16 protein-coding genes, 2 tRNA genes and 2 rRNA genes are annotated in these 19,020 nt (G+C 22.7%); 10 read left to right on the top strand and 10 right to left on the bottom strand.

The genetic code is table 11. The annotated features are described in order from the left end of the window. Window positions 1-7 precede the first annotated feature (7 nt). Both rpoA and rplQ read left to right on the top strand, forming a co-directional pair. The gene (gene rpoA / locus AB4W45_RS01815) at window positions 8-997 is read left to right on the top strand and encodes a DNA-directed RNA polymerase subunit alpha (protein WP_367671145.1); all 990 of its coding nucleotides are present in this window, start codon (window positions 8-10) and stop codon (window positions 995-997) included. A gap of 31 nt (window positions 998-1,028) precedes the next feature. Beyond that, a complete protein-coding gene (rplQ, locus tag AB4W45_RS01810; RefSeq protein ID WP_367671144.1) occupies window positions 1,029-1,415 on the top strand; it encodes a 50S ribosomal protein L17 in 387 nt (128 codons plus the stop codon). Window positions 1,416-1,509: 94 nt separating this feature from the next. Here the strand turns inward: rplQ and fmt are convergent, their stop codons facing one another. Beyond that, a complete protein-coding gene (fmt, locus tag AB4W45_RS01805) occupies window positions 1,510-2,463 on the bottom strand; it encodes a methionyl-tRNA formyltransferase (RefSeq protein WP_367671143.1) in 954 nt (317 codons plus the stop codon). Then, window positions 2,453-2,950, bottom strand: a complete 498-nt coding sequence (def, locus tag AB4W45_RS01800) for a peptide deformylase (RefSeq protein ID WP_367671142.1) — start codon at window positions 2,948-2,950, stop codon at window positions 2,453-2,455. The genes fmt and def overlap by 11 nt, the downstream gene beginning before the upstream one ends. 117 nt (window positions 2,951-3,067) lie before the next feature. Between def and AB4W45_RS01795 the strand changes: the two genes are divergently transcribed. The 6 genes from AB4W45_RS01795 (at window position 3,068) to cspE (ending at window position 8,510) form a co-directional block, all read left to right on the top strand. Continuing rightward, window positions 3,068-3,628 carry a Sua5/YciO/YrdC/YwlC family protein gene (locus AB4W45_RS01795; protein WP_367671141.1) on the top strand — a complete coding sequence of 187 codons (561 nt, stop codon included), beginning with the start codon at window positions 3,068-3,070 and terminating at the stop codon, window positions 3,626-3,628. Further along, on the top strand, window positions 3,621-4,448 hold the full coding sequence (gene aroE / locus AB4W45_RS01790) for a shikimate dehydrogenase (RefSeq protein ID WP_367671140.1): 828 nt from the start codon (window positions 3,621-3,623) through the stop codon (window positions 4,446-4,448). Before AB4W45_RS01795 ends, aroE begins: the two co-directional genes overlap by 8 nt. 177 nt (window positions 4,449-4,625) lie before the next feature. Then, a tRNA-Glu gene (locus AB4W45_RS01785) sits at window positions 4,626-4,698 on the top strand. A 165-nt stretch (window positions 4,699-4,863) separates the two neighbouring features. Continuing rightward, window positions 4,864-7,788 (top strand): 23S ribosomal RNA (locus AB4W45_RS01780). Between the two features lie 164 nt (window positions 7,789-7,952). After that, a 5S ribosomal RNA gene (gene rrf, locus AB4W45_RS01775) occupies window positions 7,953-8,068 on the top strand. Window positions 8,069-8,300: 232 nt separating this feature from the next. Beyond that, a complete protein-coding gene (gene cspE, locus AB4W45_RS01770; RefSeq protein WP_367671139.1) occupies window positions 8,301-8,510 on the top strand; it encodes a transcription antiterminator/RNA stability regulator CspE in 210 nt (69 codons plus the stop codon). Between the two features lie 97 nt (window positions 8,511-8,607). Here the strand turns inward: cspE and AB4W45_RS01765 are convergent, their stop codons facing one another. Beyond that, window positions 8,608-8,871: a DUF493 family protein gene (locus AB4W45_RS01765; RefSeq protein ID WP_367671138.1), complete on the bottom strand. Its 264-nt coding sequence runs from the start codon at window positions 8,869-8,871 to the stop codon at window positions 8,608-8,610. Window positions 8,872-8,947: 76 nt separating this feature from the next. Between AB4W45_RS01765 and cysS the strand changes: the two genes are divergently transcribed. Next, a complete protein-coding gene (cysS, locus tag AB4W45_RS01760; protein WP_367671137.1) occupies window positions 8,948-10,276 on the top strand; it encodes a cysteine--tRNA ligase in 1,329 nt (442 codons plus the stop codon). A gap of 11 nt (window positions 10,277-10,287) precedes the next feature. On the opposite strand, the gene folD is transcribed toward cysS, so the two are convergent. Further along, window positions 10,288-11,151: a bifunctional methylenetetrahydrofolate dehydrogenase/methenyltetrahydrofolate cyclohydrolase FolD gene (folD, locus tag AB4W45_RS01755; protein WP_367671136.1), complete on the bottom strand. Its 864-nt coding sequence runs from the start codon at window positions 11,149-11,151 to the stop codon at window positions 10,288-10,290. 123 nt (window positions 11,152-11,274) lie between these two features. Here folD and AB4W45_RS01750 point away from each other — a divergent pair. Next, window positions 11,275-11,348, top strand: a tRNA-Arg gene (locus tag AB4W45_RS01750). A gap of 26 nt (window positions 11,349-11,374) precedes the next feature. Here the strand turns inward: AB4W45_RS01750 and AB4W45_RS01745 are convergent. The 6 genes from AB4W45_RS01745 to AB4W45_RS01720 all read right to left on the bottom strand — a co-directional run bounded on the left by AB4W45_RS01745 (window position 11,375) and on the right by AB4W45_RS01720 (window position 19,003). After that, window positions 11,375-12,025 carry an adenylate kinase family protein gene (locus AB4W45_RS01745; RefSeq protein WP_367671135.1) on the bottom strand — a complete coding sequence of 217 codons (651 nt, stop codon included), beginning with the start codon at window positions 12,023-12,025 and terminating at the stop codon, window positions 11,375-11,377. Between the two features lie 91 nt (window positions 12,026-12,116). Beyond that, the gene (locus tag AB4W45_RS01740; protein ID WP_367671134.1) at window positions 12,117-12,449 is read right to left on the bottom strand and encodes a YbaB/EbfC family nucleoid-associated protein; all 333 of its coding nucleotides are present in this window, start codon (window positions 12,447-12,449) and stop codon (window positions 12,117-12,119) included. 75 nt (window positions 12,450-12,524) lie between these two features. Beyond that, window positions 12,525-13,616 (bottom strand): DNA polymerase III subunit gamma/tau, encoded by a 1,092-nt coding sequence (gene dnaX / locus AB4W45_RS01735; RefSeq protein WP_367671133.1) that lies wholly within the window; start codon window positions 13,614-13,616, stop codon window positions 12,525-12,527. 295 nt (window positions 13,617-13,911) lie between these two features. Continuing rightward, a complete protein-coding gene (locus AB4W45_RS01730; protein ID WP_367671132.1) occupies window positions 13,912-15,660 on the bottom strand; it encodes a SmdB family multidrug efflux ABC transporter permease/ATP-binding protein in 1,749 nt (582 codons plus the stop codon). A gap of 40 nt (window positions 15,661-15,700) precedes the next feature. After that, window positions 15,701-17,416 (bottom strand): ABC transporter transmembrane domain-containing protein, encoded by a 1,716-nt coding sequence (locus AB4W45_RS01725; protein WP_367671131.1) that lies wholly within the window; start codon window positions 17,414-17,416, stop codon window positions 15,701-15,703. Between the two features lie 78 nt (window positions 17,417-17,494). Beyond that, complete coding sequence (locus AB4W45_RS01720) at window positions 17,495-19,003, bottom strand: SurA N-terminal domain-containing protein (protein ID WP_367671130.1); 1,509 nt, start codon at window positions 19,001-19,003, stop codon at window positions 17,495-17,497. Between the last annotated feature and the right edge of the window lie 17 nt (window positions 19,004-19,020).

Below are 19,020 nucleotides of genomic sequence, written 5' to 3'. Positions count from 1 at the left end.
TCACATAATGTCAGATTTATTAATAAATTTTTTAAAACCTCGTTTAGTTGATATTAAAAAATTCAGCTTAACTCATTCTAAAGTTACTTTAGAACCCTTAGAAAGAGGTTTTGGGCATACATTAGGAAATGCGTTACGTAGAATTCTTTTATCTTCTATGCCTGGATGCGCTGTGACAGAAGTTGAAATAGATGGAATTTTGCATGAATATAGCACTAAAGAAGGAATTAAAGAAGATATATTAGAGATATTACTAAATTTAAAAAAATTAGCTGTTAAAATTCATGGAAAAAATTCTTCTTATTTAATGTTAAAAAAAAAAGGAATAGGTGTTGTTACTGCATCTGATATAAAATGTGATTCAAGCGTTGAAATTGTTAAGTTAAGTCATGTTATATGCAATTTAACAGATGATAATGCATCTATAAATATGAAGATTAAAGTTCAAAGAGGTCGAGGATATTCTCCTGCTTCTTCTCGAATAAAAACTGAAGATAATGAAAGTTATATAGGTAGATTATTAATAGACGCATGTTATAGTCCTATTGATCGTGTTTCTTATCAAGTTGAAGCTGCTAGAGTAGAACAAAGAACCGATTTAGACAAATTAATTATAGAATTGGAAACTAATGGAACTATTGATCCAGAAGAATCTATTAGAAAAGCAGCTACTATTTTATCAGATCAATTAGAATCTTTTGTAGATTTAAAGGATATTTGTAAACCAGTAGAAAAAGTTATAAAACCTGAATTTGATCCAATTTTATTAAAACCTGTTGATGATTTAGAATTAACCGTTCGATCTGCAAATTGTTTAAAAGCAGAATCTATACATTATATTGGAGATTTAATACAAAAAACTGAAGTAGATTTATTAAAAACTCCAAATCTGGGAAAAAAATCATTAACTGAAATAAAAGATATATTATCTTCTCGAAATTTATTTTTAGGAACTAAATTACATAATTGGCCTCCTGAAAGTATTACAGAAGAATAAAAAATGCATAGAGAAAGGAATATGATAGATTATGCGACATCAAAAAGTTGGTCGTAAATTAAATAGAAAAAGTAGTCATTTAAAGGCTATGTTAAAAAATTTAATTTGTTCATTAATAAAATATGAGAAAATTAAAACTACTTTAGCTAAGTCGAAAGAATTAAGACGAAAAGTAGAACCAATTATTACGATTTCTAAAATTGATAATTTATCCAATAGAAGATTAATATTTTCAAGAATTCGAAATAATTTTATTGTTTATAAATTATTTAAAGATATAGGTCCATTTTTTTTAAATAGGCCAGGTGGGTATATAAAAATTGTAAAATGTGGGTTTCGATCTGGAGATAACTCTCCAATGGCATATATTTTATTAGTAAACAGAGAACAAAGAATAGAAAATAAAAGTAAATCTTAAAATTAATTATATGTTTAGAAATTTTATAAAAAACAAACGGCATAAGATGCCGTTCTGTTTTTTATTTTAATTTAAAAAATATTATTTTAATTTCTTATGATGGTTTTTTATTTAAATTAGTACCTATTTTAAATAAATCTTTATAAGAATGTATTATATTTTTAGTTGTAATTTTTTTTTTTCCTGGAATTTGAAGTATTTTAATATTAATTAAATTTTTTTTTGTTGTAATAAAAATTCCATGCTTGTTTATTTTAATAATTTTTCCAGGAATATTTTTATTGGAATTTTTTACTACTTTTACTTTCCAAATTTTAATCATAATTTCTTTTATAAAAAAAAATGATCCTGGCCATACAATAAATGCTCTAATTTTTTGTTCTATTTTTTTTGCACTTGAGTTCCAATTTATTAATCCATCTATTTTATTAATTTTTTTTGTATATGTTGCATTTTTTTCTTTTTGTTTAATTTTTTTAATTTTTTTTAAAAATATCTTTTTTAAACATTTTATTAATGATTGTTTTCCAAGTATTGATAGTTTTTTTATTAATGTTTTATATGTTTCGTTTTTTTTTATTATTAAAGATTTTTGATATAAAATATCACCTGAATCTATTTTTTCATTTATTTGTATAATAGTAATTCCAGTTTTTTTTTTTCCTTGAATAAGAGAATATTGTATTGGGGAAGGTCCTCTTAATTTAGGTAAGAGTGAAGTATGTATATTAATACAACCAAAAGTAAATAAATTAATTATTTTTTTAGGTATTAATAAACCATATGATACTACTATCATAATATCTGGTTTTTTTTTTTTTAAATATTTATAAATTTTTTTTGAATTTAGAGATTTTGGTTGAATTATATTTAACTTATTTTTTAATGAAATTTTTTTTACTTCAGAAAAAGTTTTGTTTTTTTTATTAAATTTATTATCTTTTTTGGTAATTACATTTAATATATTTAATTTATTTATAAGTAATTCGTGTAAATGTTCAGAAGAAAATTTGTTTGTTCCAGCAAAAACAATTTTTTTATTTTTCATTTTTTTTAATTTTTTTTTCAATTCTATTTCTTTTTAAAGGAGATAAATAATCTATAAATAATATTCCTTTTAAATGATCTATTTCATGTTGTATGCAAACAGATAAAATAGATTTTGCATGTAAAATTATTTTTTTTCCAAAAATATTGAAAGCTTTTACAGTGATGAATTTAGATCTAGAATTAGTTATATATTCATATTTTGGAATAGATAAACATCCTTCTTTAATATAAATTTTTCCAGATTGTTTTAAAATTTTTGGATTAATTAATACTAAAGGTTTTTTTAAAGGATATATTTTATCTATTATTATTATTTGACGATTAATTTGTACTTGTATAGCAGCTAATCCAATTCCATTCGTTTTATTCATAGTTTCAAACATATCATTTACTGTTTTTTTTAAATTTTTATTAAATTTTGTAACTGGTTTAGCTATATTTCGTAGTTTTATGTTTGGGTATTTTAGTATTTTTAAAATTGACATAATTAATTTATTTTTTTATTTTAAATTGAACTTAAAATTTTAGTATATATGAAATTATATTTTTAAATATAAATATTTTAAAATTATTTTTTTAAAAAATTTGTTAGGATTGGTTAAATGAATAAAAATTTTTTTCAATCTTTAAAATATTGTATAAGAAAATTACATAAAAAAAAAGTTATTGCTTATCCTACTGAATCAATTTTTGGATTAGGATGTGATCCAGATAGTGAGTATGCAGTGAAAAAATTATTATTTTTAAAAAATAGAAGTGTTAATAAAGGATTTATAATATTATCTAGTAATTATAATCAATTACTTCCATATATTATAGAAAAAAAAATTTTAAAAAAAAAAGATGTTTTATTACAAAATAAAAGTTTTTTAACTTATCTTGTTCCAGCAAATCCAAGAATACCTTTTTGGTTAACTGGAAATTCTAAATTTATAGCAGTGAGAATTACAAAAAATAAGTTTATTAAAAATTTATGTTTATTTTTTGGAAAACCAATTATTTCTACTAGTGCTAATATTTCTGGAAATAAACCTTGTATAAATTCTCAAGAAATTAAAGATATTTTTGGAAAAAATTTTCCAATATTAGAAGGTTTTTTAGGAAATAAAAAAAAACCTTCAAAAATTATTAATTTGTTAACTGGAGAAAAAATTCGTGGTTAATTTGTATAAAAATAAATTTTATGCTGTTTTTGGAAATCCTATTAATCATAGTAAATCTCCTGATATACATAATTTTTTTTATAAGTTATATAGTTTAGATTATAAATATATAAAAATATGCGCTTCAAAAAATTTTTTTTTAAAAGATATTTTATCTTTTTTTAATAAAGGAGGTAAAGGAGCAAATATAACTCTTCCTTTTAAAGAAAAAATTTTTTCTTTATGTAATGAAATTACTAAAAGAGCTCAAATTTCTGGTTCTATTAATACATTAAAAAAATTCGATAATGGAAATATTTTAGGAGATAATACTGATGGAATTGGTTTTTTGTCTGATTTATTATTTCATAATATTGTTAAAAAAAAATTTAATTTATTAATTATTGGAGCTGGTGGAGCTGCGAAAGGAGTTATATATCCTTTATTACAATTTGGATGTAATATTTTTCTTACAAATAGAACTTTTGAAAGAGCGAAAATTTTGTCAAATAAATTTAAAAACTTTGGAAATATTGAATCTATTACTTTAAGAAATTTAAGTAATATGAGATTTAATTTAATTATTAATGCTACTTCTTCAGGAATTTCTAATGAAGTTCCTTTAATACCTTGTAATATCATTAATAAAAAAACAATATGTTATGATATGTTTTATGGAGATAAAAATACTGTTTTTATGAATTTTTGCAAATCTTATGGAGCTAAAAAAATATATAGTGGAATTGGAATGTTAATACATCAAGCAGCGCATTCATTTTTTTTATGGAATAATATTTTTCCAGATATAAAAAAAACTGTTAATTTTTTAAGTAAAAAATAGCATAATTTTTTTATATATAAAAAAATTTATTATTTTTTTTTGTTTATATTTTAAAATAAAACTTGACTCTTGCGTTTGAATATGTAAAATGATTACATTAGTTATGAAAAATTTTTATTTGAGTTATAAAAAAATAAAAATATAAAAAAATATGTTTTTAAAATTTTAAAAATTAAAGTCCCCTTCGTCTAGCGGTCTAGGACACTGCCCTTTCACGGCGGCAACAGGGGTTCAATTCCCCTAGGGGACAATAATATTTTTTAAAAAATATATTTGTTATTTTTTAATATTGTGATACAATTGTTTTTCAAGAAAAAATTATTTTTTTAAATATAATATAATTTGTTTTAAGTTCTTTAAAAATTCGGAAACAAGCATAATTTAAATAATTATAAAAAACACCTGTGGGTTGTAAGATTAAGCAAATAAGCGTACATGGTGAATGCCTTGGCAGTCAGAGGCGATGAAGGACGTGCTAATCTGCGAAAAGCGTCGGTAAGTTGATAAGAAACGTTATAACCGATGATATCCGAATGGGGAAACCTGTTATATTTTTATATAACATTATTTATTAAATAAAATAGATAAATAAAGCAAACCAAGGGAACTGAAACATCTAAGTACCTTGAGGAAAAGAAATCAATTGAGATTCCCTTAGTAGTGGCGAGCGAAAGGGGAACAGCCCAGAGTATAAATTATAATGTAATTTTTAATAGAATAATCTTGGAAAAGTTAGCGATACAAGGTGAAAGCCCTGTATATGAAAAAAAATATATTATAAACTCGAAAAGTAAAGCGGGACACGAGAAATCCTGTTTGAAGATAGGGGGACCATCCTCTAAGGCTAAATACTCCTGACTGACCGATAGTGAACTAGTACCGTGAGGGAAAGGCGAAAAGAACCCCTGTTAGGGGAGTGAAATAGATCCTGAAACCGTGTACGTACAAGCAGTAGAAGCTCAATTTTATAGAGTGACTGCGTACCTTTTGTATAATGGGTCAGCGACTTGTACTCTGTAGCAAGGTTAACCGATTTTTTAAGGGGAGCCGAAGGGAAACCGAGTCTGAAATAGGCGATTTAGTTTCAGGGTACAGACCCGAAACCCGGTGATCTAGCCACGGGCAGGTTGAAAGTTAGGTAAAACTAATTGGAGGACCGAACCGACTGATGTTGAAAAATCAGCGGATGACCTATGGCTAGGGGTGAAAGGCCAATCAAACCGGGAGATAGCTGGTTCTCCTCGAAAGCTATTTAGGTAGCGCCTCGTGAAATTCATCTTCGGGGGTAGAGCACTGTTTCGGTTAGGGGGTCATACTGGCTTACCAATCCGATGCAAACTCCGAATACCGTAGAATGTTATCACGGGAGACACACAGCGGGTGCTAACGTTCGTTGTGGAAAGGGAAACAACCCAGACCGCCAGCTAAGGTCCCAAAATCATAGTTAAGTGGGAAACGATGTGAGAAGGCATAAACAGCCAGGATGTTGGCTTAGAAGCAGCCATCATTTAAAGAAAGCGTAATAGCTCACTGGTCAAGTCGGCTTGCGCGGAAGATTTAACGGGGCTAAAACTATGTACCGAAGCTGCGGCAGTAAGATTTTTTTACTGGGTAGAGGAGCGTTCTGTAAACCATAGAAGATGTATTGTAAAATACATTGGAGGAATCAGAAGTGCGAATGCTGACATGAGTAACGATAAAGCAGGTGAAAAACCTGCTCGCTGAAAAACTAAGGTTTCCTGTCCAACGTTAATCGAGGCAGGGTAAGCCGACACCTAAGGCGAGGCTGAAAAGCGTAGTCGATGGACAACAGGTTAATATTCCTGTGCTTAAATTTATTGCGATGGGGAGACGAAAGAGGTTAGATTATCCAAGCGACGGTTGTCTTGGTTTAAGCGTGTAGACGTGAATATTTAGGAAAATCCGAATATTTATTAAGTTAAGGCGTTATGACGAGTTATTACGGTAACAAAGTAATTTATACCAAATTTCCAAGAAAATCCTCTAAGCTTCAAATAAATTTAAATCGTACCACAAACCGACACAGGTAGTTAGGTAGAGTATACTAAAGCGCTTGAGAGAACCCAGATGAAGGAACTAGGCAAAATGGTGCCGTAACTTCGGGAGAAGGCACGCTAATTTGTAGGTAAATAAGATTTACTCTTATAAGCCGAAGTTAGTCGAAGATACCAGCTGGCTGCAACTGTTTATTAAAAACACAGCACTGTGCAAACATGAAAATGGACGTATACGGTGTGACGCCTGCCCGGTGCCGGAAGGTTAAATAAAGAAGTTAAAGGTTAAACTTGAAGCTTTAAAATGAAGCCCCGGTAAACGGCGGCCGTAACTATAACGGTCCTAAGGTAGCGAAATTCCTTGTCGGGTAAGTTCCGACCTGCACGAATGGCGTAATGATGGCTAGGCTGTCTCCATCTGGGACTCAGTGAAATTGAAATTGCTGTGAAGATGCAGTGTACCCGCGGCAAGACGGAAAGACCCCGTGAACCTTTACTATATCTTGACACTGAATATTTATATTTAATGTGTAGGATAGGTGGGAGGCAATGAATCTATTACGCTAGTAATAGTGGAGCCAACCTTGAAATACCACCCTTTAAATATGAATATTCTAACCTAGCACCGTTAACCGGTGTAGAGACAATGTCTGGTGGGTAGTTTGACTGGGGCGGTCTCCTCCCAAAGAGTAACGGAGGAGTACAAAGATTGGCTAATTACGGTCGGAAATCGTAAGGTTAGTGCAAAGGCATAAGCCAGTTTAACTGAGAGCGTGATGACGCGATCAGATGCGAAAGCAGGTCTTAGTGATCCGGTGGTTCTGAATGGAATGGCCATCGCTCAACAGATAAAAGGTACTCCGGGGATAACAGGCTAATACCGCCCAAGAGTTCATATCGACGGCGGTGTTTGGCACCTCGATGTCGGCTCATCACATCCTGGGGCTGAAGCAGGTCCCAAGGGTATGGCTGTTCGCCATTTAAAGTGGTACGCGAGCTGGGTTTAGAACGTCGTGAGACAGTTCGGTCCCTATCTGCCGTGGGCGTTGGAAGATTGAGGGGATCTATTTCTAGTACGAGAGGACCGAAGTGGACGCATCACTGGTGTTCGGGTTGTCATGCCAATGGCATTGCCCGGTAGCTATATGCGGAAAAGATAAGTGCTGAAAGCATCTAAACACGAAACTTACCCCAAGATTAATCTTCCCTGAAACTTTTGTAGTTTACTGAAGGGTCGTTGAAGACTACAACGTAGATAGGCTAGATGTGTAAGCATAGCAATATGTTTAGCTAACTAGTACTAATTACCCGAGAGGCTTAATCTTACAACGCCAGAGGTGTTTTTTAAAAATATTTGTTTAAATAAAAAAAATATATAAAAAAAAAAAAATGCTTGTTACCGAAAATAAAAAAAATATTATATTAATGTATATTTTAATATATAATATTATATATTAAAATATATAGTGTAAAAAAATTTTTAAAAAAGCCTGGTAAAAATAGTGTAATGGTACCACCTGAATCCATTCCGAACTCAGAAGTGAAACATTATAACGCCAATGGTAGTTCGGGGTCTCCCCGTGTGAGAGTAGGAAATTTCCAGGCTTATTTAAATTATAAGACATAATACTAAAAAATAATAAAATTTTTATAAAAAAATATAAACTTTTATTTTTAAAAAATGGAGATTTTAAAAATAAGAGTTTATTTTTTAACATATGTAATTAAATATTTTTAAAAAAAATAATTTTATAAATAAAAAATTTATTTTTTTAAATTTTTTTATTTAAATTAAATATTAGAATTATATAATATTTTCATGTAAAGGTAATAATAGATGTCTAAGATTAAAGGTAATGTTAAATGGTTTAATGAATCAAAAGGTTTTGGATTTATTACTCCTGAAGATGGTAGTAAAGATGTTTTTGTTCATTTTTCGGCTATTCAAAGTGATGGATTTAAAACTTTAGCAGAAGGACAAAGTGTAGAATTTGAAATTACAGACGGAGAAAAAGGTCCATCTGCAGCCAACGTTACCAGTTTGTAATTTAAAATTTAATATCTTATAGTTTTTTTTTAAAAAATTTTTAAGATTTTAAATACTGTTCAGTACTATTAAAAATACTTGTACTGAACAGAGTAATTTAAAAAATCATTTTTACAAATTTAAGATTTCCTATTTTTTTATAAATATATTTTATTTCATAAAATTTTTTAAAATAAATTGTAATTGAATAAGATATATATGTTTTTTTTTGACTTAAATTTATATTATATTTTATAATTTTTAATTTTTTTTTTTTAATAATTTTTAAAATTTTATATTTATTTTTTTTTTCATTAAAACATATAATTTTAAATGTAAAATTAATAGGAAATTTTAAAAGTTTTTTCAATTTTTTATACATATTTTTAATTTTCTTTTTTATATATTTAATATTAGTTTTATATAAATTAATAAATTTATTTTATAGAGAAATATTAATGTTAAAAATATTTAATACTTTAACTCGAAAAAAAAAAATATTCAAATCTATTAAAAAAAATAAAGTTTTTATGTATGTATGTGGAATTACAGTATATGATTTTTGTCATATTGGTCATGCAAGAACTTTTATATTTTTTGATGTAGTTTATCGTTATTTAAAACATTTAGGATATTCTGTAAAATATGTTAGAAATATTACAGATATAGATGATAAAATTATTAAAAAATCTCAATTAAAAAAAATTAGTATAAAACATTTAACTCAAAAAATAATTCATAAAATGAATTTAGATTTTACTTTTTTAGGACTTTTAAAACCTACTTTTGAGCCTCTTGCAACAAATCATATTCAAGAAATTATAGATATAATTTATTTTTTTATTAAAAATAAATTTGCTTATGTTCATTCAAATGGAGATGTTTTTTTTTCTATTAAAAGTTATAAAAATTATGGAGAATTATGTAGAAAAAAAAATAAAAATTTTAATATTTTTATTCAAGAAAATGATTTTGTTTTATGGAAAAAAAGTAAATTAGGAGAATATTTTTGGAATTCTCCATGGGGGAATGGTAGACCTGGATGGCATATAGAATGTTCTGCTATAAATAATAAATACTTTAAAAAAAATTTAGATATTCATGGAGGAGGAAATGATTTAATTTTTCCTCATCATGAAAATGAAAGAGCTCAGTCAGAATGTTTAAATAACTCCAATTTTGTAAATTATTGGATGCATACAGGAATGATAATTTTTAAAAATAAAAAAATGTCGAAATCTATTGGAAATACTTTTTTAATTAAAGATTTAAAAAAAATTTTTAATTCAGATACTATACGATATTATTTTCTTTCTACAAATTATAGACATCCAATATATTATAATTTAAAAAATATAAAAAAATCAGAAAAAATTGTAAAAAAATTTTATTTTTGTCTGAACATTTTTAAAAATCATAAAGAAAGTTTTTGTTTAAAAAATTCTTATTATTATAATTTTTTTAAAAAATATATGAATGATAGCTTTAATACTCCATTAGCTCTTTTAATTTTACAAAAATTATCAAAAAAAATAATTTTTTTTTATAGAGAAAAAAAAATTAAAGAATCTGAATTTTTATCAAAAGAATTATTTTTTTTAGGTCAAATTTTAGGTTTTTTTTCAAAATATTCAAATAAAAATATTTTAACTAAATCAAAAAAAAAAATTAAAAATTTAATTAAAAAAAGAAAAAAAGCTCGTAAATTAAAATTGTGGACTGAATCTGATATTTTAAGAAAAAAATTAATTAAATTAGGTGTGTTTATTCAAGATAAAAAAATTTAAAAATATTTTTATTATTTTTTTAAATCATTATATTTTTTACATGCATAAAGTGTATTTTGTAATAAACTTGTTACAGTCATAGGACCTACACCTCCTGGAACAGGAGTTATGTATGATGCTTTTATATAGTTTGAATAGAAATCTACATCACCAACAATTTTTCCGTTTTTTAATCTATTTATCCCAACATCAATTATAATTGCTCCTTTTTTAATCCATTTTCCATGTAAAAAATTTGGTTTTCCGATAGCAATAATTATTAAGTCTGCATTTTTTATATGTTTTTTTAAATTTTTTGTAAATCTATGAGCAATTGTTGTTGTGCAACCAGCTAACAATAATTCTAACATCATGGGTCTTCCAACGATGTTTGATGCTCCTATAATTAATGCATTAATTCCTTTTATTTTTATTTTAATTTTTTTTAAAAGTTGTATTATTCCTAATGGTGTGCATGATCGTAAATTAGGATTTTTTTGACATAATAAACCAATATTTATTGGATGAAATCCGTCTACATCTTTTTTATAAGAAATGTTTTTTAGAATTTTTAAGGTGTTAAATTTTTTTGGTAAAGGTAGTTGAACAAGTATTCCATGAATAAGTTTATTTTTATTTAATTTTTTTAAAATATTTATTACTTTATTTTCAGAAATATTTTCAGATAATTTAAATATTTTAGATAAAAATCCTACTTTTTTGCATGCAATTTTTTTATTTTTTACATAAATTTTAGATGAATTATTTTTTCCTATTAATATAACAGCTAATCCTGGAATTAATAATCCATTTTTTTTTCTTATATTTATTTCATTTTTAATTTTTTTTTGAATTTTTTTGGAAATTTTTAATCCATTAATTATTTTTGCTACCATTTTTTTCTCATTTATTTAAATAATTAAATTTTTTTTATTTTTTATATTAAAAACTTAGAACTGGTATTTTTAAAAAAAATAATTTATAATAAAATTTATCTTAAAAAAATTTTTAATTTTTTAGCGCTTTTAGCTCAGTTGGATAGAGCAACGGCCTTCTAAGCCGTGGGTCACAGGTTCGAATCCTGTAAAGCGCAAATATAATAATGTGAATTTTAAAATTTTATTTAATTAAAATTTTTTGTATTGAATGTTTAATTTTTTTTAAGTTTTTATTTCCATTTATTGTAAAATATTTTAAATTTTTTAATATTTTTTTTTTAGTACAATATTTAAATATTTTTTTTTTAAATATTTCATATTCTTTTAATCTTTTTTCAATTATTTTTTTTGTATCGTCTTCTCTAATAATTAATTTTTCTCCTGTAATATCATCTTTATTTTTTATTAATGGAGGATTATAAATATTATGATAAATTCTTCCAGAAGGAATATGTATTTGTCTTCCTAATGCTCTTTTAAATATATTTTTTTTAGATACTAATATTTCTATTAAAAAATCAATATTTATTTTTTCTAAATGCATAATCTTAAATTGATTTAGTGTTCTAGGAAAACCATCAAGAACATATCCTTTTAAACAATCATTTTTTTTTAATCTTTTTTTAATTAAAGATATTATTATTTTATCTGAAACTAATTTTCCAGATTTTATTTTATCATTAATTTTTTTATTAGAGTTTATTTTTTTATTAAAAATTTTTTTTCTTAATAAATCTCCTGTAGAAATTTTAGGTATTTGGTATTTTTTAGAGATAAATTGAGCTTGAGTTCCTTTTCCTGAACATGGATAACCAATTAAAATAATTTTCATTTTTTTTCCTGTTAAAAAAATTTATAATATTTTTAAATTTTTTAAAAAAATTTATAGTTTAAAATATTTTTTAAAAAACAATTAAAATTTTTTATATAGGAAAATTTAAATCGCTGGGAATAGGAATTCCATTTGAAATTTTTGATATTCTGTCTTTTTTTTTTTCTTTAATTTTTCTTATAGAATCATTAAAAGCTGCTACAATTAAATCTTCAATAATTTCTTTATCATCATCTTTAAATAAATTATAATCTATGTCTACTTTTTTACAATTATATGATCCATCTAAAGTAAGTTTAACTAATCCAGCTCCAGATTCTCCTATAACTTTTATAGATTTTATTTCTTTTTGTATTTTTTTCATTTTTTTTTGCATTTTTTGCGCTTGTTTCATTAAATTTCCAAAATTTCCTTTATTAAACATTATATTTTCTCTTGTTATTTTTTTTTATGAATTTAAATTTATAAAGATAAAAGAATGATTTTAAAAAATATTTTTTTATTTTTTAATATTTAATGTATTTAAAAGAGCTAATTCCATTCCTATTTTTTTTGATGGAGATAAATTAATATTTTTTCTTCCATTTAATAAAATAGAATAATAATTTTTAATATCAGAATAGCTATTTTTTTTTGATATTTTTTTTAATATTTTCTTTTGTTGATTATTATATATTTTTGATTTCCATTGTATGGAATAAATTTTTAAAATATGCAAATAATGCAATAATCTTAATAATTCTACTAAAATTCTATCAGGTTCTACATCTAAAGATAAAATTTTTTCAGAAAAAAATAAAATTTTTTTAATATTTTGATCAAATATTGATTGTAATAAATTTATAAAATTTTTATATTTAAAAATTCCTAACATTTTTTTTACATAAGAATTTTTTATTTTTCCATTTCCAAGAGAAATTGCTTGTTCTGTGATACTTAACGCATCTCTCATGCTTCCATCAGCTGATAATGAAATTAAATTTAAAGTATTTTTTTCAAAATTAATTTTTTCTTTTTTTAATATTTTTTTTATATTATTTTCAATTTTTTTTTCTGAAATTGTGGTTAAATTTAATCTAAGACATCTAGATATAATTGTTTTGGGTAATTTTTCAATATTTGTTGTTGCTAGAATAAATTTTACATGTTTAGGTGGTTCTTCTAAAGTTTTAAGAAGAGCATTAAAACTATATCGTGATAACATATGTATTTCATCAATTAAGTAAATTTTAAATCTTTCTTTAATAGGAGGATATTTTGAATTTTCTAATAATTCTTTAATATCTTCTATTTTAGTTTTAGATGCTGCGTCAATTTCAATTAGATCTGGACTACAATTTTTTTCAATTTCTAAACATGAATTACATTTTTGGCATGGAATATCTGTAATTTTTTTTTTACAATTTAAACATTTTGATAAAATTCTAGCTATAGTTGTTTTTCCTATGCCTCTAGTTCCATATAATATCCATGCTTGATGAATTCTATTTAGTTTTAAACTATTTGAAATAGCTTTTATAATATATTTTTGACCGATCACTTCGTTAAAATTTTTTGGTCTCCATTTTCTTGCAAAAACTTGATATTTCATTTTTTTTATTTTTTTTTTTTATATTTTCATATGCTATCATAATTATAGAAAATTTTCATTAGAGACATTAATTTAAAAAATAGTTTATAAAAAATGAAAAAAAGATTGTTTTTTTATAGAAAATAATGTTATATTTATATTTTATAAAATATTATTTCTTAAGTGTTTTATTAGTATTATATATGATGTTATATTTTGAATATCTAGTCAGATCTGAAAAGAAGCAGCTAACTCAAATTATGCATGCATATGCAATTTTTATTAATAAAGCACTTAAAAAAATTATTTTATTTATTTAATAATTTACATTAGTTTTTTGATGTGTATACATTTGAAAATATTTCTTTTTCATTTTTATTAGATTTTTATGTGTTCCTTTTTCAATTATTTTTCCTTTATCTAAAACTATTATTTTATCAGCATTTTTTATTGTTTCTAATCTATGAGCAATCATTACTAAAGTTGTATGATTTTTAATTTTTAATAGTGATTTTTGAATTAATTTTTCTGTATATAAATCTATATTTGCTGTAGCTTCATCTAAAATTAATATTTTTGGATTTTTTATTAGAGCTCTTGCAATAGAAATTAGTTGTTTTTGTCCTACTGAAATATTATTTCCTTTTTCGCTTAGTAAAGTATATATACCTTCTTTTAAAGAAGAAATTAAAGAATCTAAATAAACTAGTTTTAGTATTTTTTTAATTTTTTTTTGGGGTATTTTTTTTCCAAGAGTAATATTTTTTAAAATTGTATCAGGTAGTATAACAGGTTCTTGTTGTATTAATGCAACTGAGTTTCTTAAAGAATTATGACTCAAAGTTTCAATTTTTTTGTTATCTAAATAAATTGATCCAGATTTAGGTTTATAATAACCCATTAATAAATTTGCAAATGTGCTTTTACCGCTTCCTGTTTTTCCTACAAAAGCAATAAATTTATTTTCTTTTATATTTAAATTAATATTAGAAAGAGTGTTATAAGAATTTCTTTTATATTTAAAATACATATTTTTTATATATATATTTCCTGTTTTAAATGTTTTTTTGATTAATCCATATTTTTGTTTTGGAGTATCCATAAGTTTAAATATTCTTTCTCCTGCAACTATTGCTTTTTGTAAAAGAGGTTGTTGGCTAGAAACAGAAATTAATGGTTCATTTAATCGAGATAAATAACTTATAAAAGCGTATAAAACTCCTACTTTAAATGTATTAATATCAGATATAATACATAAAAACATAATTCCGCAAAGTATTATAGATGATAAAAAATTTAGTAAAGGTCTTAATAAAAATCCTTCTAATTTTAATGCTTTCATTTTATATTTATAATGTTGATAACTAGTATTAATAATTTTTTTTTTAAAATTTTTTTCTTGACGAAATTGTTGTATTACTTCAATTCCATTTACAATTTCATTAAATTCATTATATATTTTAGATAAAAAATATCTTATTTTTTTTAATATTGGAATACTATAGTTTTGATAAGTAAATATAATAAGTATTACTATTGGAATTAAAGTTATTGAAATTAATGCCATTTTCCATGATAAAATAAACATTGCAATTAAAACAATAAATACTAATACTGAACTATTAACGATAGATCCTAAAATAGTATCGTAAAGCTCTCTTACAGATTCAGTATCGTTAATTATTTTAGAAATCATATGACCTATTGGTTCGCTATCATAAATTTCTATAGGAAATCTTAATGTTGATTTCATAACATCATATCTTAAATTTTGAATTATTTTTATAGATATTTTACTAAATATAATGTTTTGAGAATAATATAAAATTACTGAAGTTATTTGTAATATAATAAAACTAATTGTATTAGACAATACAATTTTTTTTGAAAATTCATGTGTTTCTAATATATTTTTTATAAAATTACTAATTAATATTGGTCCTAAAACTTCAGATAAAGCAGCAGATAAAAGTAAAAAAATTCCAAAATATAGTAGTTTTTTAAAAGGTTGCGCGTATTTTGTAAGTCTTTTAAGAGTGGGCCAATATTTTATAAAATTATTCATTTTAAATTTCCTTTTATTTAATAATGTTCCACTTATAAGATTAATTTTTTAATGAATTACTATACCAATTTTTTGTTCTTAAAAGCGAAACGTGGTTTCCTTGATTAATAATTTTCCCATTTTTTATTATTATAATTTCATCTGATTTTTTTAATATGGAAAGTTTATGTGAACTCATTATTATTGTAGTATTTTTATTTTTCCATTTAAAAATATTTTTTAGAATTGATTTAGTTGTTTTTCCATCTATTGCAGATAAAGCATCATCTAGAATTAATATTTCAGGTTTTAAAATTAAAGCACGAGCAATTGCTATTCTTTGTTTTTGTCCTCCAGATAATAAAACTCCTTCTTCACCTATTATAGTGTGATATTTATTTTTTAATTTTTCAATTTCATGTTTTATTTTTACTATGTTTAAATATTTTTTTATTTTTTTTAAACTTATATTATTATTTCCAAATGTTATATTATTTATAACAGTATCTGAAAATAAAAAAGTTTCTTGATTTACAATTCCTATTTTTTTTTTCCATTCATTTAATTTGAATTTTTTAAGTGGGATATTATTATAAAAAATATTTCCTAAATTAATATCAAAGTTTCTTTGTAATAATTTTATTATAGTACTTTTTCCAGATCCTACTGGTCCACAAATTCCTAATATTTTTCCTTTTTTTATAGAAATAAATATATTTTTTAAGATTGGGTTTTTATTTTTTTTATAATAAAATCTTTTAATTTTTATTTTTATTTTTTTAAAATTTTTTGGAACTGATAAATTTCCATTTTTTAATTTAATTGGATGGTTTATTATTTTTTGAATTCGATTCCATGCAGAACTACCTCTTTCTACAATATTAAACATCCATGCTAAAGCAAGCATTGGCCAAATCATTAGTCCAAGATACATAATAAAACTTGTTAATTGTCCTAATGTTATTTTATTATTCCATACTAACCAACTTCCACTGGAAATTGCTAAAAGATTGGAAAAAGCAATTGAAAGATATATTATTGGATCAAATTTTGCATCTACTTTCATTACTTTAATGTTTTGTTTACTAGATTTTTCAACTAAGTTTAAAAATTCTTTTAGTTTTAATTTTTCTAATCCAAATGCTCTAATCATTCTAATACTAGTTAGAATTTCTTGAGTTTTGTTATTTAATTTTGAAAAAGAAATTTGATATTTAAAGAATTTTTTATGTAATTCTGCACCATACTTTTTAATAAATATAGTCATTATAGGCATAGGAATTAATGAAAAAAATGTTAATTTAAAACTTATTTGAGTACACATAACTATAAGTACAGAAATTCCCATTACTAAAGAGTCAACTAAAGTTAATACTCCTTCTCCTGCAGCAAAAATTATTCTTTCAATATCATTACTTACACGTGTAATTAAGTCTCCTGTTCTATTTTCTATATAAAAATCTTGATTTTGTTTAATGATTGATTCATAAAATAAAGTTCTTAATTTTATTGCTAATTTATAAGAAGCTCCAAAAAGTAATATTCTCCATATATATCTTAAAAAATATATTGTTAAAGCAATAAAAATCATAATATAAATCCATTTTATTGATTCTTGAAAATGTATTTTTTTTTTAAGAATTAAATCTACAAGTTTTCCTACTATTTTTGGAGGCATAGTTTGTAGACAAGCAATTATAATTAATATTATTACAGATCCAATATATCTTTTCCATTCTTGTAAAAAATACCAATTTAGTTGTTTAAATAATCGCACAAGATAGCCCTAATATTTAATATTTATCGGTAATATTATTAATGAATTTATATGGAATGTTTAAAATTTTTTATAAAGTTAAATAATTTTTTTTGTAATATATTTTTTAAAAATTATATATTTATAATTATATTTAATTTGTGTTTTTAAGTTTAATTGTCTTAATATTAAATTAATTAATAATTTTTGATTTAATAAATTTACTTTATTATATAATTGATTTTTTTTATCTTTATTTAAATTTGTATATATTTTTTTATATAATTTTATTATTAACCATGTATTTTTATAATCAGTCATTTTAACATATATTGGTTTTTTTTTATTAAATTTTTCATTGATTTTTTTTACAAAAATTGAGATATTATTTTTATTAAATTTTGTATTATATGTTTGTTTTTGAAATGATAATTTTTCATTATTAAAAGTATAAAATAAGTTATTTTTTAGTTCTTTTTCTATTTTTTTTAATATTTTTTCTACTTTTTTTTTGGCTTTATTTTTTTTTAAGATATATTCAATTTTATTTTTTATTTTAGAAAATGGTTGTATTTTTTTTTGTTTAAAACCAATTATTTGAATATATAAATTTTTTTTTGAGTTTTTAAAATGATAATTTATTAAATTATTTATTTTATTAATTTTATAATATTTTTGTATTTTTAAAAAATTTTTTATATTTTCTAAATTTATTTCTTTTGGAATAGAATTTATTGAAAACCATTTTGTATCTTTTTTTTGTATTTTTGTTAATTTTTCTATTAAATTTAAATAATTTTTTTGATTAATAGATAAATATTGTATTTTTTTTTCTATATTATAGTTTCTTATATTTTGTTTTTTATTTTTGTTACATTTATTAATAAAAGAAGATAGATCAATAAATCGTATTTTAAATTTTTTTGGAACATAAAAATTTTTTTTATATTTTTTATAAAATTTTAAAATTTTTTTTTGGGGTATTTTTTTTTTTGATATATATTTTTTATAATTTATTGATGCAATTTTATAAAATATTATTTTTGATTTATTTTTATAGTTTGATACTTTTTCATCATTTAATAAAAATTCTGAATTTATTATATCATTTAAAAAAAAATTTTTTACTAAATTAGTTTCTATAATTTTTAAATATTGATCTTCATTTAAGAAATTTTTTTGTAAAAATTTATTATATTTTTCTTTATTAAATATATGATTTGTTTGAAATGTTTGAGAATGAATAATTAAATTTTTAATATTTTTTTTATCATTAAAAATTTTTAATTTATTAAAATAATCTTCAATTGCAATATTATTAATAAAGTTTTTTATAATTTTTTTATATAAAGCTTTAATTTTTAATTTATTTTCTATTGTTTGAATATATTTTTTTTTATCAATAGATTTTATTTTTGATAGTTCTTTTAAAAACATTTGTTGAACATTTTTTGGAGTAATTAATTTTTTATTTATTTCCATAAACCATGATTGATTATAATTATTTAAATAACTATTTATACTTGTTAAAAAAATAGACATCAATAAAGTAATTAATAGAATTTTTAAAATAATTTTTTTAAATAATGAAATAAAATTTTTATGCATTTTTTAAATTCTTTTTT

The sequence above is a fragment of the Buchnera aphidicola (Periphyllus testudinaceus) genome, assembly GCF_964059035.1.
Taxonomy (GTDB): Bacteria; Pseudomonadota; Gammaproteobacteria; order Enterobacterales; family Enterobacteriaceae; genus Buchnera_J; species Buchnera_J aphidicola_BN.
The sequence above is the reverse complement of the archived record's forward strand: the minus strand, read 5'-3'. Positions and strand labels throughout refer to the sequence as shown.

Coding starts and splice junctions, on each gene's coding strand:
- AB4W45_RS01730 (WP_367671132.1), bottom strand. CDS start 15,660: ATGAATAATTTTATAAAATATTGGCCCACTCTTAAAAGACTTACAAAA.
- cspE (WP_367671139.1), top strand. CDS start 8,301: ATGTCTAAGATTAAAGGTAATGTTAAATGGTTTAATGAATCAAAAGGT.
- def (WP_367671142.1), bottom strand. CDS start 2,950: ATGTCAATTTTAAAAATACTAAAATACCCAAACATAAAACTACGAAAT.
- AB4W45_RS01720 (WP_367671130.1), bottom strand. CDS start 19,003: ATGCATAAAAATTTTATTTCATTATTTAAAAAAATTATTTTAAAAATT.
- cysS (WP_367671137.1), top strand. CDS start 8,948: ATGTTAAAAATATTTAATACTTTAACTCGAAAAAAAAAAATATTCAAA.
- rplQ (WP_367671144.1), top strand. CDS start 1,029: ATGCGACATCAAAAAGTTGGTCGTAAATTAAATAGAAAAAGTAGTCAT.
- fmt (WP_367671143.1), bottom strand. CDS start 2,463: ATGAAAAATAAAAAAATTGTTTTTGCTGGAACAAACAAATTTTCTTCT.
- AB4W45_RS01745 (WP_367671135.1), bottom strand. CDS start 12,025: ATGAAAATTATTTTAATTGGTTATCCATGTTCAGGAAAAGGAACTCAA.
- folD (WP_367671136.1), bottom strand. CDS start 11,151: ATGGTAGCAAAAATAATTAATGGATTAAAAATTTCCAAAAAAATTCAA.
- rpoA (WP_367671145.1), top strand. CDS start 8: ATGTCAGATTTATTAATAAATTTTTTAAAACCTCGTTTAGTTGATATT.
- dnaX (WP_367671133.1), bottom strand. CDS start 13,616: ATGAAATATCAAGTTTTTGCAAGAAAATGGAGACCAAAAAATTTTAAC.
- AB4W45_RS01795 (WP_367671141.1), top strand. CDS start 3,068: ATGAATAAAAATTTTTTTCAATCTTTAAAATATTGTATAAGAAAATTA.
- AB4W45_RS01740 (WP_367671134.1), bottom strand. CDS start 12,449: ATGTTTAATAAAGGAAATTTTGGAAATTTAATGAAACAAGCGCAAAAA.
- AB4W45_RS01765 (WP_367671138.1), bottom strand. CDS start 8,871: ATGTATAAAAAATTGAAAAAACTTTTAAAATTTCCTATTAATTTTACA.